Consider the following 13,940-nt stretch of genomic DNA (forward strand, 5'->3'; position numbering starts at 1 on the left):
CAGAAAACTTTGTAAACCGGCCATACTTACATGCCTGATATAAGAATACTTGCTTTTTGATAAATGATAAACATATAATAAAACAATTAGATTAACAAAAGGAGTGTGATGGTGATGCACAAATATAGCATTCAAGTGGGGGGCTACACGCAGTATTTTTTTAAGGTCATTCGGGATACTCCCGGGGTGTTAATTTACACGATCTGTTTGCCACTTGTCTTTTTAATCATGAATGTCAGTAGCGCTTTCTTTAAACCTTTATCGCTGACAACTTATACGGCTCAAGTCATGCCCTACATTGGTTGGATGATTTTTTCAAATTGTCTAACGACTGCCAGTAATGTAGCCATTCTTCGCGAGCAGGGTTATCTCAAACAATATCGAACCTTGGTGGTTAGCCCCGCAGTTTTTCTTGTCAGTCAAGCGCTGGTCAGCTTGGGTATAATTTTGATGACTTTATTGTTGGTGGCCCTGTTGAGCGCGATTACTTTCAAGTTGGCCTTTTTATCGTTGCTAGGTCGCTTATGGTTGACCGTGTTGCTTACGTATCTACCAGTCACTTGTTTTGGCTTACCCTTGATTGCCTTGGCACTCCGACGTAAAACTGTCGATATGATTGGAAATGCACTGGCGATGATTATCGTCGTGGGTACCTTTATGTTAAGTAACATGCTGACAGTGTCTGCCAATAACCCATTACTCAACCTGGTTAGTCCCATTTACTTAGTTACCAATGTTTTTGCGATGATCAGCGTGGGCCCCGTCAGCCACTTTATGACGACTTATCTTCTGAGTCTGATTGTATTATTGGTTATCGGCGGATTTAGCTATCGGCACATTAAGATTCTGCCAACGGAGGGCTTATAATGATGCGTGTTGAGCACTTAGCATATTACTTTTCAAGAAATGGGCAACCGTTCTTCAAGGACGTGAGTTTTCAATTAAAAAGTCCCGGTGTCAATTTTTTGATTGGTCAAAATGGCGCTGGAAAAACGACGCTGGCTGATATCATCACTGGTTTGCGGCCGGCACAAGGTGAATTAGACCTACCTAAAGCAGCCATTTATTTGAACCAACAACTCCCGTTACTGTCTTCAATTCGTGTGCGGGACGTTGCCCAACTGGTTTTGGGCATCGAGCACGGACGACTACGATTGACAACTGAACAGCTCCAACAACTTATTGATACCCAAGCTTATCAATTCTTGGCCCCGTTGTGGGATCAGCATTATGGTCAGCTTTCTGGGGGCCAACGCAAATTAGTTCAGTTATTGCTGTTCTTACAAGTTGATCGCGAATTGATTGTTTTGGATGAACCAACAGCAGCGGTCGATCGGGAAAACGTGCAGTTGTTGTTTCAGGTCATGCAAGCCCATCCTGAGCGAACCTACTTGATGATTACACATGACGTTCGCGACCTTCATGCTTTTACAGATTACCAAGTGCTGTGGCTCAATGATCGGCAGGTGACGACACTGTCCAAGCGAACGTTTGAAGCTGCGAGCGCGCAAGCTGACTTTGTTGCGCTCTTCAAAACGCAGTAATATAACAGTAATGGCTCTTGCGCCGCAATGGCGACACTTATTTTGAGTCCTTTGGCGCTCAAGTTGGCCTCGCTGGCAAGTCTCATAAAATGACACTAAAAAACGGTACTCAGATTAGTTTGAGTACCGTTTTGCGTATTATTGGTGAGCGTACCTAGCCAAAGTAATAAATATAACCGATGATCAATGCCCAGATAACGATCCATAAAATACTGAATGCCAACTTGAAGTAATACAAATGAAAACGAAAACGACGGAAGCGGTCGCTACCGGCCAATTTGAACGTCAAGGTCTTGTTATCTAATAATTGCAAGTAATCATAGAAACGGGGAAGCCACACACCGCCCGCTGTTAACACGATTAACAATCCGATGATGGCAAACGCCGCTGCGGGGTAAACGATACTGGTATCGACCGTAAAGGCCGGTGCAAGAATGTTGGCATATAACAACCATAAAGCATACAACCCCAACGCGTAACCAATAATCCGAACAACATTAACGATAATTAGCCGTGACTTTAAGTCCGGTTGTTGTTGCATGAGTGCCTGATTCGCATGATAATGCTGGGTGCCAAAGCGCCCGCTGACCGGAATCAAGTATCGGTTTTGATGTAAGTATGGCAGTTGTGCTAACAGCGTGATCAATGCCACAACTGGTACGGCGATTGCCACCACCATTAGTAGGTACTCAATAGTGACCATGGGAACGGTGCTGACCCGGTAGGCCCAACTAATCCAACCAATCAGGATGAAGACGTCTAATGCCAAAACCAACCAAATCTGAAAGCGACGATAGTGTTCAAACGTGGCGGTATCGGCTAGCTGCCAATGATGGTCTTGAGTTGAGTGACCAATCAAGTAATCATAACTTTGCGTCGGCCACACTAAGGCGGGAATCATTAGCAAGATAATGCCAACGATCATTAAGGCGATGCTTGTGACAACACTCCGAATCGGAAAAATCAACAGGGTTAATTTTGCGCTGACCAAGTAGCAACTGACTAGTAAACTGATAACACCGAGCCACCAGCAAGCTGCCATTCCATAATATAACCATTTCAATCGTGGTGCTTGATCGGTCACGTGTTGCCGCACTTGATGTTGCAATTGGAGCTGTGCGCGCGGCGCCAGGGTTTTAGCTGGCTGGATGACCGGATGCTGAAGATTGTGGTATTCCAACCAACCCATGAGTCCTAACAATAAAACTAAAAGAATCCAAACAATAACTAACATGGCAAAAGTCCTTTAAAACAATATAGTCGTGCATATTAATAAGTGTAAAACGAAAATATGGTCAAAATGTGACGATTATTTAAATCTTGTAACTTTTTTAATGGTCAGTTGATTTAACGAAGCGGTTAAAAACCATTTTCTACTGATCAGTTGTGGACTAGACTATGCATGACTGATTGTAAAGCTGTGTTTTATCTGTAATAAAAAAGCATTTGGAACTACTTACGATGTCTGTCATTGTGGGAGGCAAGTAATCATGAATCAATTAATGACGGAATTGGGACAAGTGTACTATCAGTACCGACCGGCGGGACCACAACAGCCGACGTTGATGTGCTTACCGGCGTTTGGCTGGGACGCCACTGATTATAATTTTAAGCATTTAATGGCACGATTGCCAAGTCAGGTGGGATTACTTGCCATCGACACGATTGGCGTGGGCCGTAGCATTCATAGTCAAATGGTGCGCACTGTCCCGCATATTTTAGCCAATCTTGAGGATGTGGTTCACCATGAACACGTGAGCAACTTATTATTGGTGGGCCACAGTTTAGGCGCTAGTTACGCATTCTTATATGCCCAGCAGCACTTAGATAATGTTTGTGGCTTAGTTTTGCTTGAACCACCCTATGCCGCGATGGCACCACAACTTCTTGCAAACGTCCAATCTTTTATTGAAAACTATCCGCAACTAGTACAACAGCGACAAACTTTGACACTTCAGCAACTCTTAGCAGAAGTTAATCCTTTAAACCTACTGGCAGAACGTGTCGCCAATGCCCGTATTGATTTAGCAGCTTACGCGAACCCGAGTATTCTGACTGAAGCGCAATGCTTACCACAATTAGTAACGACGCTTCGAACCGCTGAAAAGCGGGTACTGACGCTGCCAATCCAAGTTTTAGTCACTGACCAACGCTTGACGGCGTACCAACAATCACCGTGGTGCCAGCTTGGTCACCTAGTTCATGCACCAGGTCAGCATTATTTACACTGGACGAACGAAAATTTTGTCCGGCAACAACTATTGATTGCTCTGTCCCAGTCATAGGGGGCAAAGAGCCAGTCCACGGTATTAAATTAATCGCTGCAAAGCTAGTACTAGCAACATCTACCAATGGTCTGACTTTAATCCAACTGAATCAGCCACCCGCAACAAATTCGAGTATGCTAAAATGAAAGCAGATTGGTTGTGGAGGCGTTGGAAAATGCAAAAACAAGTAACGATTATTGGTAGTGGCATTGTTGGGGCGGTCACGGCGTACTATTTAAGCCAGAACCCTGACCTGAACGTCACGATTTATGATGAAGGTATTGGTCAAGCGACTAAGAATTCAGCAGGGATTATTTCACCTTGGTTATCCAAACGTCGTAATCAGCGTTGGTATCAACTCGCTAAGGCCGGGGCTGCTTTGTATCCGGAAATTGTTGCGGACACGCAAATGGGCTATTCTGTTTATCAACAAGCAGGAACGATTGTGACTCGTGCCGATCCAGATGATCTGCAGGCGCTATACGATTTAGCTCTAAAGCGCCGGCAAGCGGCACCCCAGATGGGAACGATTGAGAAATTAACTGCTGAAGAAGTCCAAGAACGGATCCCACTGCTAACGGCGCCCCAACCCGGTGTGTTTGTGAGTGGTGGTGCGCGGGTCGATGGCGATAAGTTTGCACATAATTTACTGAAATACGCTGAAAAGCGGAACCTGGTCCGTCATAAAGGTAAGGTACGTTTAGGTGACCAGGGCCAACTATTGACGGTTAATGGTCAGCAAAGCTATGACACGTTGATTTTAGCAGTCGGGGCGTGGCTAAAGCCGTTATTGTTGCCAATGAAGATTGTTGCGGATGTTCGGCCACAAAAAGGGCAGTTGATTGAAATGCAGCTACCTGAGACTTGGGCTGACGATGTTCCAGTGCTCATGCCTGAAGGTGAACGAGACTTTATTCCCTTTACGCGCAGCAAATTGGTCGTTGGGGCGACGCACGAAAATGATCAGGGCTACGATTTGCAGGTTTCAAGTCTGGTTGAAGATGATCTCTTTGCTAGCGGGCTCAAACTTGATGCCAACCTGACTAAGGATCAAATTACGCAGGTAAAAGTGGGTACGCGTGCCTACACGCGTGACTTTGCGCCGTTCTTCGGTCCAATTCCGGATAACCCACATATTTTGGTAGCTAGCGGGTTAGGTTCATCTGGTTTAACAACAGGACCCATGATTGGTAAGCTGTTAGCCGATTATGTTCAAACTGGTGCTCATGACTGGGACCAGTATCAACGATCAATTGAAACTTATTTGGCCCCGGCTGATTAGTCACTAAGATGTAAGCCTTGTTGTGCTAATTGATGGGCGCCATGGTTATCACTTTCGGCAATCCACTGGGTGATTACTAATTGGCACTGGTCTTGCAGGTGCAGCAAAGTCGCCAGCTCGACACTGAAAGTTTTGCTGTAACCCTTGGCGACACTTTCGGCGACGATTTGACTATCCGTATAGAAAAAGACGCTGACTTGCGGACCATAAGAATCTAATAAAGTTTTAAAGCCAGCAATGGCGGCAAGAAATTCTGCGGTATGATTATCACTGTCTGGCAAGACCTGTTTGAATTGGTGTTGTTGGCCCTGATCAATAATTAAGATTCCCGCGGCACTGCGCTGATTATCGGGTGTGGTCGCGGCATCCGTATATAATTGCATCAAACTCACTCCAATGTGAAAGGAATTTTGTACTGTGAATAACGATAAGCATACCTTTAAATACCAACCAATGCTAGCGTCAAGTGTTATCGTCTGGTCGTGGACGGCACTAGTATTGATGGCGGGGATTATTTTGTGGCTAGAAATCTTGAAGTTTAAGTGGTGGTTACTCGTCATTGCGGCGCTCTTTATTGCCTTGGTCGCGATTCAAATCAGCTTGCGGCGCGTAACAATCAATCATAACCTCATTATTTTTAGCACGGTCTTGAACCATTCTTGGCTTGTGATTCCCCGTGATCAACTCGAATTGATCGTCCCGATACGCGGTGGGTTGAAAGTTCAAATCGATGGTAATCAATATCGGTTTTTGATGTTGAAAAAGGCGCGCAATCAGTTGATTGGCCTAGCAACTAGTCGATAGATACGAATAAAAACAATGAATATACAAATAATGTTCATAATTTCAGGAAGATTGTTATAATGGAGTAAGTAAAAACAGAAGGGCGGAGAATTGATGAAGGATATTGAAATTGCACAGCAAGTGATACCAGAACCGATTACGGCGATTGCGGCTAAAGCGGGCTTGACGGTTGACCAGATCGACCAATATGGGAGCACGAAGGCTAAACTTAAATTACCGTTACCGGTTAAGAAAACTCAACGCAACCTTATTTTAGTAACGTCGATTAACCCGACGCCTGCTGGTGAGGGAAAGTCAACCGTGACTATTGGGTTAGGTGACGCGTTGACTAAGATTGGTAAGTCAACGATGATTGCATTGCGGGAACCTTCATTAGGACCAGTTATGGGGATGAAGGGTGGCGCCACTGGTGGCGGGTACTCACAAGTGATTCCAATGGAAGATATCAATTTGCACTTCACCGGCGACATGCATGCCCTGACGGCTGCGAACAACACGCTCGCGGCCTTAATTGACAACCATATTCAACAAGGTAACCAGTTGGGTATCGATCAGCGTCGAATTCAATGGAAGCGCGCGTTGGATATTAATGATCGGGCGCTCCGGCATACGGTGATTGGCCTTGGTGGTGCAACGTCGGGTGTACCTCGTGAAGATGGGTTTGACATTACCGTCGCGAGTGAACTGATGGCCATTCTCTGTCTTTCAGAAAATATTGCGGACTTGAAACAACGTGTTAATCGAATTGTAATTGGCTACACACATGACCGTCAACCAGTGACAGTTGCTGATTTGAACGTCGGTGGCGCGATCACGTTACTTTTGAAAGACGCGTTACGTCCAAATTTAGTTCAAACCCTGGCGCATACCCCAGCACTCGTTCATGGTGGTCCGTTCGCCAATATCGCGCATGGTTGTAACAGTGTACTTGCCACGCAAGCTGGATTGAATCTAGCCGACTATACGGTAACCGAGGCGGGCTTCGGTGCTGATTTGGGTGGTCAGAAATTCATGGATATTAATGTGCCAGCGGTCGGACAAGCGCCCAATGCCGTGGTAATCGTGGCGACGATTCGGGCTTTAAAGTTACATGGTGGCGTGGCTTTGCAAGATTTGGCAACCGAAAATGTGGCGGCCTTGAAAGCCGGTGCGGCTAATTTAGGACATCATATCCATGCCATGCAACGTTATGGGGTGCCAGTCGTGGTGGCCATCAACGAATTTACGGCCGATACTGACGCCGAAATCCATGCCGTCAAAGACTATTGTGCCGATCTTGGAGTCGATGCAGTCTTGGCTGATGTCTGGGGTCGTGGGGGTGACGGGGCAACCGACTTAGCTGCCGCAGTGGTTGATTTATGTGCTCAGCCAAGTCATTTTCAACCGTTATCACCAGCGGATGCGGATCTTAAGACGAAAATCAACGATATTGTCACTAAGACGTATGGTGGAGCCAATGTCGAATATTCAGCGAAAGCTCAGCGCCAATTGAGAACGTTTGCTAAGCAAGGGTGGGATCATTTGCCAGTCTGCATGGCGAAGACGCAATACTCATTGAGCGATGATCCCAAACGTCTCGGAGCACCAACCGGATTTACAATTAATGTTCGTGAATTTGTGCCGAAGTTAGGTGCGGGTTTCATTGTCGCTTTGACCGGGAACGTGTTGACGATGCCAGGACTGCCAAAACATCCGGCCGCACTCGATATGGACATTAGTGATGATGGAAAAATCTCAGGTTTGTTCTAAAGCTTGACCGATAAGTCGATGCCAGTGGGGGTCGGCTTTTTATTTGCGCTGTTTTTGGAAGACTGCGACAGCGAATCAATCACACACGTTTAATTTGTGAGCTACCGATGATGACTAACTCGCTTAGCAGTTGAGCGGTGCAACCAATCATCAGGCTCGTTGCTTCAACTGGGGGATGGTTAACCAGGTGCCGATGCTTTTGGGAGGATACTCGAAAGGTGCTTAGTTATTAAGTCTGCAATAAAAACCGCGCTTTTCCTGCCGGAGTTTCGTACAAGGACGACGTCTTTTGGTATAATTAAACACAGCTTAGCGAAATGTGAGGACAGAATATGTGGATCTATTTAATTTTAATGGTAGCGCTGGTCATTATTGACCAAGTTATCAAAGCAGCGATTGTGAGTCATATTGCGTTGGGTGCCAGTACGAGTATTGTTACCGGGTTATTATCACTCACAAATTTACATAATAACGGGGCTGCTTGGAGTATCTTAGAAGGCAAGATGTGGTTCTTCTACTTGATTTCAGTGATTGCCTTGATCGTGATGGGCTACTTGCTGTGGCGCTTACGTGGCAAATGGCTATATGAGGTTGGTATTTCACTGATGATTGCGGGAACTTTGGGGAATTTCATTGACCGGTTACGTATTGGGTACGTCGTCGATATGTTCCAACTTGATTTTATTAATTTTCCAATTTTTAACTTTGCGGATTCATGTTTAACCGTGGGCGTCATTTTTATCTTGATCGGCGTGCTGCGGGATGATAGTTTTGAAAAATAAGTTACAGGGAGCTGATAACGTGGCAGGAGCGACCACGGAACAACAATTCATGATTACTGACCAAACAGGGCGCTTGGATAAAGTGTTAGCGGCACTACAGTCGGTCTGGACGCGGTCGCAAGTTGATAAGCTGATCAAAACGGATCAGGTGACGGTCAATGGTCAGCTCGAGGCGAGCAAGTATCACGTCAAACCAGGTGACGAAATTGTCGTTGCCGCACAGACGGTTCAACAAACAACGATTGAGCCAGAAAACATTCCATTAGACATTGTTTATGAAGACGATGACGTCTTGGTTGTCAATAAACCTCAGGGGATGGTCGTGCATCCAGCCCCTGGGCACCCTAACCATACCTTGGTGAATGCCTTGCTGTATCATAGTCCGTTGTCGACGATCAACGGTGAATTTCGGCCAGGGATCGTTCATCGCATCGATAAAGATACATCCGGATTATTGATGGTCGCAAAAAATGACCGGGCTCACCAATCGTTGGCGGCCCAGCTGAAGGCGAAAACTAACTTGCGAGAATACGTCGCACTCGTTCACGGAGTGATTAAAGAGGATACGGGGACAATTAATGCGCCACTTGGTCGGTCACCGAAGGATCGCAAAAAGCAAGCCATCATTAAGACCGGGCGACCAGCAGTCACCCATTTTAAAGTACTGAAACGTTATCAGCACTATACTTTGATTAGTTGCCGGCTGGAGACTGGCCGTACGCATCAAATCCGCGTTCATTTACAATCTATTGGACATCCGCTGGTGGGCGATCCCCTGTACGGCCCCAAAAAGACGATTAAGGGGCACGGTCAATTTTTACACGCCAAGTTATTGGGATTCAAGCACCCCGTAACGGGAGACTTGTTGACCTTTGAGGCACCACTACCACCGATCTTTACAACAACCTTGGCTAAGCTTGACAAAACCGATGGGAATCATTAATCTAACAGTAATGAGCGTCCTTTAATCCGGCCCTGCGAGACTGAAAGGCAAACTGTTAACAATAACTTTTCGTCGACGGCCGTGACACCTTGTCCGGCCGTCTTTCTTTGTCATACGGGTTGCTCAAAAAAGCGATAACCACAAATTGGGAGGCAATTATGCAAAAAGAAGTTGTTGATTCAATGGCGATGAAACGGGCATTGACCCGGATCACCTATGAAATTATCGAACAGAACAAAGGCATTAAAAATGTCGTCTTAGTGGGCGTTAAAACCCGCGGCGTCTATATTGCGCAGCGGATTGCAGCCCAATTACAACAGCTTGAAGGTACTGCGATTCCAGTTGGCGAGTTAGACATCACGGCATTTCGTGATGATCAGCCGCTGGATCAAGCACGGCTTTCAACGGACTATCAGTTAACGTTTTCGGTGGCGAATAAGCGGGTCATTTTAGTCGATGATGTTCTATTTACCGGCCGAACAATTCGCGCGGCTTTAGACGCATTAATGGGTGGCGGTCGGCCCCAGAGCATTGCCTTGGCGGTGCTAGTCGATCGTGGTCACCGCGAATTGCCGATTCGCGCTGATTTTATTGGTCGCAACATTCCCACCGCGCGTCAAGAACGCATCAAAGTGACGGTCAATGAAATCGACGGTCACGATGGTATTGAAATTATTAACTAGTACGACAAAGTCAAACAGATGAGAAGGGATCGCAATGGCAGACCGCTATTTGATTCTTGAAGATGGCAGCGCCTATTTAGGTGAAGGCTTTGGCTCGCCAGCGGTTTCTACCGGAGAAATCGTCGTCAACACGAGTATGACGGGCTATCAAGAAATTATTACTAATCAAATTTATCATAATCAAATCGTTGCTTTTACGCAGCCAACCATTGGGAGCTATGGGATCAACCACGATAGCTACGAATCAATTTTACCGACCGTTAAGGGGGTCGTTGTTCGGGATGTTGCTAGCATTTCGACCAACCGGCAGCGGCGCTGGTCACTGGATCAATATTTAAAGCAACAAAATATTCCTGGCATCAGCCATATTGATACACGGCACTTAGCGAAGCAACTCCGAGCAAGTGGCCCGATGAAAGCCAGTATCGTAGACGTTGCAGATGCCCATGCCTTTGATCAATTGGGTGCGACCGTGCTGACTAATCAACAGGTGGCAGCGGTCGCAACACCGAAACCATTTCCTAATCCGGGGACGGGGCTCAATGTCGTGGTCATCGACTTTGGCCTCAAACACGGGATTTTGCGCGAACTTAGTAAGCGTGCTTGTAACGTCACGGTCTTACCTTATACGGCAACGACTGAGGAAATTTTAAACTTAGATCCAGACGGCGTCATTCTATCGACTGGGCCCGGCAAACCTCAGGACTTACCAGCCAGTGTGACTGAGATGATCAAGAACATTCAAAATCGGGTGCCACTGTTTGCCATCGGACTGGGCCACGAACTATTTGCGATGGCCAATGGCGCCCAAATTATGAAATTATCACCTGAACATCATGGGGCTAACCACCCAATCCGCGAAGTGATTACGAACCAAATTATTTATGCAGCTCAGGGCCAGGGGTTCGCGGTAGATGCGGATACTGTTGATCGTAATAAGTTAATCACGACATTTGTTGACTTGATCGATGGGACGATTCAAGGACTGCGTCTACGGGACTTTCCAGCGTTTTCAGTGCAATTTTTCCCAGATGGCGCTCCTGGTCCGACTGAAACGCGCGATATTTTTGATGAATTTGTTGAGTCGATGCAACAAGCAAGGGGGCCAATCTGGTGAACAATCAAGCCTTACAAAAAGTGTTGATTATCGGCGCTGGGCATAATGACATTGGCCGAGAGGGACAACACGACGCGGCGGTGACCCAAATCGGTGCGGCAATTCGGCGTCTGGGCATTGCTGTTGTCCTCGTCGATAACAATGCTTACTCCGTGGCGGCTGAAAATCGGTTTGCTGACAAGGTTTATTTAGAACCACTGACCGTCGCCGCACTATCCAAAATTATTGAAACTGAACAGCCTGATGGCCTCATTCCTTCACTTGGTGGCGTCCAAACAGTCACCCTAATTCAAGGGTTGATTCGCAACAATGTGTTAAAAAATAATCACGTGAAGTTGCTACAGTGGGATCAAGACGTGGTCGACATGATTGTCAACCCAGCGCTGATGAGCAACCGGTTGAAAGATATGGGTGAACCCGTGATTGCCTCACAAGTTGTGGCTAGCACGACTGAGGCGATGGCCGTGGTGCGCCACGTCGGTTTTCCAGTGATCGTCAAGTCGGTCGCACCCCGAATCGAAGCGAGTCGCCAACTATGTGAAGATGAAGACGAACTGCAACGGGCACTAGCAATGGGATTCAAAGTTTCAGGGACCAAACAATGTATTGTCGAACAGAGTATCGTCGGCTATAAAGAACTCGAATTTGTAGCCGTCCGTGATCAGAAGGACACCGCGCTACTAGTCAGTGGGATGGAAAATTTTGATCCAGTTGGGATTCACTCCGCTGATTCAATCGTTTTTGCCCCAACGCAAACGATTACGGATCAAGAATACCAACAGTTTCGCTCAGCGACACTCAAGATCATGCGCAAGTTACACTTGACCGGCTCTTGTCACGTTCAATTTGCACTTGATCCGACCACGCAAAACTATTACGTGATTAAAGTGACACCGTACTTTGATCGGACGATGGCGTTAGCCGCGCGGGCAACCGAGTATCCGTTAGCACAAGTTGTTGGTAATCTAATGGTCGGGATAAGTTTGGCAGAGGTCAAACTGCCCGGAGCCTACCGTAAACAAACAGCTTTAATTGAACCCGTTTTAGATCATATTGTTTGCCGGATACCAGTTTGGCCGTTTAATGTGTTGAAGAAAGTTAGTCATCAACTAGACACCGTGACGGAATCGACAGGCTCAGTGATCGGTATTGGTCGTTCAACGGAAGAAGCCTTGTTGAAGGGGTTGCGGTCTACGGACGAATCTCGCTATCACGTGATTGCTAATCGACCCCAGAACTATTCGGAGGGTGAACTGATCCAACGGTTGATTCATCCGCAAGCTGGGCGCATGCTGATTTTACTTGAAGCCCTGAATCGTGGTTATCAAATCGATGAATTAGCCGAGCTAACCAAGATTGATGCTTTTTACTTTTATAAACTGAGTCATATTTTAGAAATTGAACGAGCCTTGCGTGAACGGCCGTTTGACGTCCACGCGCTGGGCCGAGCCAAATATTTTGGCTTTACCGATGAAGATGCGGCCGCTGCCTGGCAAACGGATGTGGCTAAGGTTCGCAACTTTGCGTTGGAAAATGAAATTCAACCGACTTTTAAGGAGGTCGAACCGACTGCCGGGGAATTTACTGAGCAGACGAGTACTTATTACTCCACGTACGAATTTGATAACGAAAGTCAACCGTCTACTGGTCGGCGAGTCGTTGTCATTGGCACGGGTGCTAACCGGATTGGAACCAACCATGGGAACGACTATTTGGTCTCACAACTGTTGTTCTACTTGAAAAAGGCTGATTATGAGCCTGTTTTGATCAACGCTAACCCTAATAGTGTGGCGATGACTCCACGATTGGCCAAAAAACGTTACGTTGAACCTAAACAGTATTCGGATATTTTAAACGTCTTAGCGATTGAAAAGCCGTTGATTGTTTTTACCACCTATCATGATTACCGGCTGGGCCAGAAGTTAGTACAGGATGGCTACCAAGTGATCCAAATCAACAATAGCTTGCCGCGCGAGCAGATCAAGACCAACGATTCGCCCGCCGTCGAGGTGATTACGGACGGCACCGATGTGACAATTTTCGGGGTAAGTGAAATTATTGCGGGAAATAATTTGCGTGGCAATGTCCGTGGTGCGGTCCAAGTATTTCCGATTCGTGATAAGGCGGAAAATCAGGCAATTACAGCTTTACACGCTGAAATCAAGCAACGAGTGCTCGCCATGGGTGCGCCCGGGCTCTATACAGTTCGGTTAGCGATTGCTGATACAGCTTTGCAACTTGCTACGATTGAACCGATGAGCATTGCTACGATGGCGTTAATCAGTAAGGCCAGTGGGTCGAGCGTGACCCGACTATTACTTCACGTGAAATTAGGCGAAGCACTGACTAAGGTGATGTACGACTATCCGGATGTTAACCGGCTAAAGCCAGTCTATGTTCAGGCGAATACATTTCCCTACAATCATTTACAAATTTATGATGAAGTGGAAGCCACCGGTGAACCGGGCCACGCTACCGGCACGGTGATTGCACATGGCGACACGTTAAAGGCGGCGTTGACAGCGTTGAATCAGGGAAATGAAGATACGGATTTTTAGGCGTGATTCAGTACGTACTCTGATGTTTGTTGAATCATAATGAGTAACATTAATAATAAAGATGCTGGCTTTTTCTTGAGATTGGTGTGAGATAGTATTTCAAGAAAAACCAGTTTTTATTTTGTCGTCAAGCTAAATTATTAGTCACGTGGCCCATTGCATATGGTATTTAAAGCTGATAAGCAAGTGGCTTGGTGAAGTGAAAGTAGCT

Annotated in this window: 13 protein-coding genes; 11 read left to right on the plus strand and 2 right to left on the minus strand. The window is 46.4% G+C overall.

Annotated features, from left to right (window positions below; translation table 11 throughout):
• Positions 1-108: 108 nt before the first annotated feature.
• A complete protein-coding gene (locus E5260_RS07620) occupies positions 109-867 on the plus strand; it encodes a hypothetical protein (RefSeq protein WP_003640499.1) in 759 nt (252 codons plus the stop codon).
• Positions 867-1,544, plus strand: a complete 678-nt coding sequence (locus tag E5260_RS07625) for an ATP-binding cassette domain-containing protein (RefSeq protein WP_003640500.1) — start codon at positions 867-869, stop codon at positions 1,542-1,544. The genes E5260_RS07620 and E5260_RS07625 overlap by 1 nt, the downstream gene beginning before the upstream one ends.
• Before the next feature lie 154 nt (positions 1,545-1,698).
• Here E5260_RS07625 and E5260_RS07630 read toward each other — a convergent pair whose 3' ends face one another.
• The gene (locus tag E5260_RS07630) at positions 1,699-2,778 is read right to left on the minus strand and encodes a hypothetical protein (RefSeq protein WP_003640502.1); all 1,080 of its coding nucleotides are present in this window, start codon (positions 2,776-2,778) and stop codon (positions 1,699-1,701) included.
• A 256-nt stretch (positions 2,779-3,034) separates the two neighbouring features.
• Here E5260_RS07630 and E5260_RS07635 point away from each other — a divergent pair, with 256 nt between their 5' ends.
• Complete coding sequence (locus tag E5260_RS07635) at positions 3,035-3,829, plus strand: alpha/beta hydrolase (protein ID WP_003640503.1); 795 nt, start codon at positions 3,035-3,037, stop codon at positions 3,827-3,829.
• A 157-nt stretch (positions 3,830-3,986) separates the two neighbouring features.
• Positions 3,987-5,093, plus strand: a complete 1,107-nt coding sequence (locus E5260_RS07640) for an NAD(P)/FAD-dependent oxidoreductase (RefSeq protein WP_003645064.1) — start codon at positions 3,987-3,989, stop codon at positions 5,091-5,093.
• Here E5260_RS07640 and E5260_RS07645 read toward each other — a convergent pair.
• Positions 5,090-5,476 (minus strand): ribonuclease HI family protein, encoded by a 387-nt coding sequence (locus E5260_RS07645; protein ID WP_003640505.1) that lies wholly within the window; start codon positions 5,474-5,476, stop codon positions 5,090-5,092. The two genes, E5260_RS07640 and E5260_RS07645, sit on opposite strands and share 4 nt — an antisense overlap.
• Positions 5,477-5,510: 34 nt before the next feature.
• Here E5260_RS07645 and E5260_RS07650 point away from each other — a divergent pair, with 34 nt between their 5' ends.
• The 7 genes from E5260_RS07650 to E5260_RS07680 all read left to right on the plus strand — a co-directional run bounded on the left by E5260_RS07650 (position 5,511) and on the right by E5260_RS07680 (position 13,729).
• Positions 5,511-5,897: an EbsA family protein gene (locus tag E5260_RS07650; RefSeq protein WP_003640506.1), complete on the plus strand. Its 387-nt coding sequence runs from the start codon at positions 5,511-5,513 to the stop codon at positions 5,895-5,897.
• Between the two features lie 93 nt (positions 5,898-5,990).
• The gene (locus E5260_RS07655; RefSeq protein ID WP_003640507.1) at positions 5,991-7,646 is read left to right on the plus strand and encodes a formate--tetrahydrofolate ligase; all 1,656 of its coding nucleotides are present in this window, start codon (positions 5,991-5,993) and stop codon (positions 7,644-7,646) included.
• Positions 7,647-7,978: 332 nt separating this feature from the next.
• Positions 7,979-8,428, plus strand: coding sequence for a signal peptidase II (gene lspA, locus E5260_RS07660; protein WP_003640508.1), 450 nt, complete (start codon positions 7,979-7,981; stop codon positions 8,426-8,428).
• The gene (locus tag E5260_RS07665; RefSeq protein ID WP_003640509.1) at positions 8,409-9,371 is read left to right on the plus strand and encodes an RluA family pseudouridine synthase; all 963 of its coding nucleotides are present in this window, start codon (positions 8,409-8,411) and stop codon (positions 9,369-9,371) included. Before lspA ends, E5260_RS07665 begins: the two co-directional genes overlap by 20 nt.
• 158 nt (positions 9,372-9,529) lie before the next feature.
• On the plus strand, positions 9,530-10,054 hold the full coding sequence (pyrR, locus tag E5260_RS07670) for a bifunctional pyr operon transcriptional regulator/uracil phosphoribosyltransferase PyrR (protein WP_024971771.1): 525 nt from the start codon (positions 9,530-9,532) through the stop codon (positions 10,052-10,054).
• Positions 10,055-10,088: 34 nt separating this feature from the next.
• Complete coding sequence (locus tag E5260_RS07675) at positions 10,089-11,171, plus strand: carbamoyl phosphate synthase small subunit (protein WP_003640511.1); 1,083 nt, start codon at positions 10,089-10,091, stop codon at positions 11,169-11,171.
• A complete protein-coding gene (locus E5260_RS07680; protein WP_003640512.1) occupies positions 11,168-13,729 on the plus strand; it encodes an ATP-binding protein in 2,562 nt (853 codons plus the stop codon). The genes E5260_RS07675 and E5260_RS07680 overlap by 4 nt, the downstream gene beginning before the upstream one ends.
• The last annotated feature ends 211 nt before the right edge of the window (positions 13,730-13,940 follow it).

The sequence above is a fragment of the Lactiplantibacillus plantarum genome (assembly GCF_014131735.1).
Classification (GTDB): domain Bacteria; phylum Bacillota; class Bacilli; order Lactobacillales; family Lactobacillaceae; genus Lactiplantibacillus; species Lactiplantibacillus plantarum.

Excerpts from the sequence above, each read along its gene's own strand:
- E5260_RS07620 (WP_003640499.1), top strand. The coding sequence starts at position 109 with ATGGTGATGCACAAATATAGCATTCAAGTGGGGGGCTACACGCAGTAT.
- E5260_RS07625 (WP_003640500.1), top strand. The coding sequence starts at position 867 with ATGATGCGTGTTGAGCACTTAGCATATTACTTTTCAAGAAATGGGCAA.
- E5260_RS07630 (WP_003640502.1), bottom strand. The coding sequence starts at position 2,778 with ATGTTAGTTATTGTTTGGATTCTTTTAGTTTTATTGTTAGGACTCATG.
- E5260_RS07635 (WP_003640503.1), top strand. The coding sequence starts at position 3,035 with ATGAATCAATTAATGACGGAATTGGGACAAGTGTACTATCAGTACCGA.
- E5260_RS07640 (WP_003645064.1), top strand. The coding sequence starts at position 3,987 with ATGCAAAAACAAGTAACGATTATTGGTAGTGGCATTGTTGGGGCGGTC.
- E5260_RS07645 (WP_003640505.1), bottom strand. The coding sequence starts at position 5,476 with ATGCAATTATATACGGATGCCGCGACCACACCCGATAATCAGCGCAGT.
- E5260_RS07655 (WP_003640507.1), top strand. The coding sequence starts at position 5,991 with ATGAAGGATATTGAAATTGCACAGCAAGTGATACCAGAACCGATTACG.
- lspA (WP_003640508.1), top strand. The coding sequence starts at position 7,979 with ATGTGGATCTATTTAATTTTAATGGTAGCGCTGGTCATTATTGACCAA.
- E5260_RS07665 (WP_003640509.1), top strand. The coding sequence starts at position 8,409 with ATGATAGTTTTGAAAAATAAGTTACAGGGAGCTGATAACGTGGCAGGA.
- pyrR (WP_024971771.1), top strand. The coding sequence starts at position 9,530 with ATGCAAAAAGAAGTTGTTGATTCAATGGCGATGAAACGGGCATTGACC.
- E5260_RS07675 (WP_003640511.1), top strand. The coding sequence starts at position 10,089 with ATGGCAGACCGCTATTTGATTCTTGAAGATGGCAGCGCCTATTTAGGT.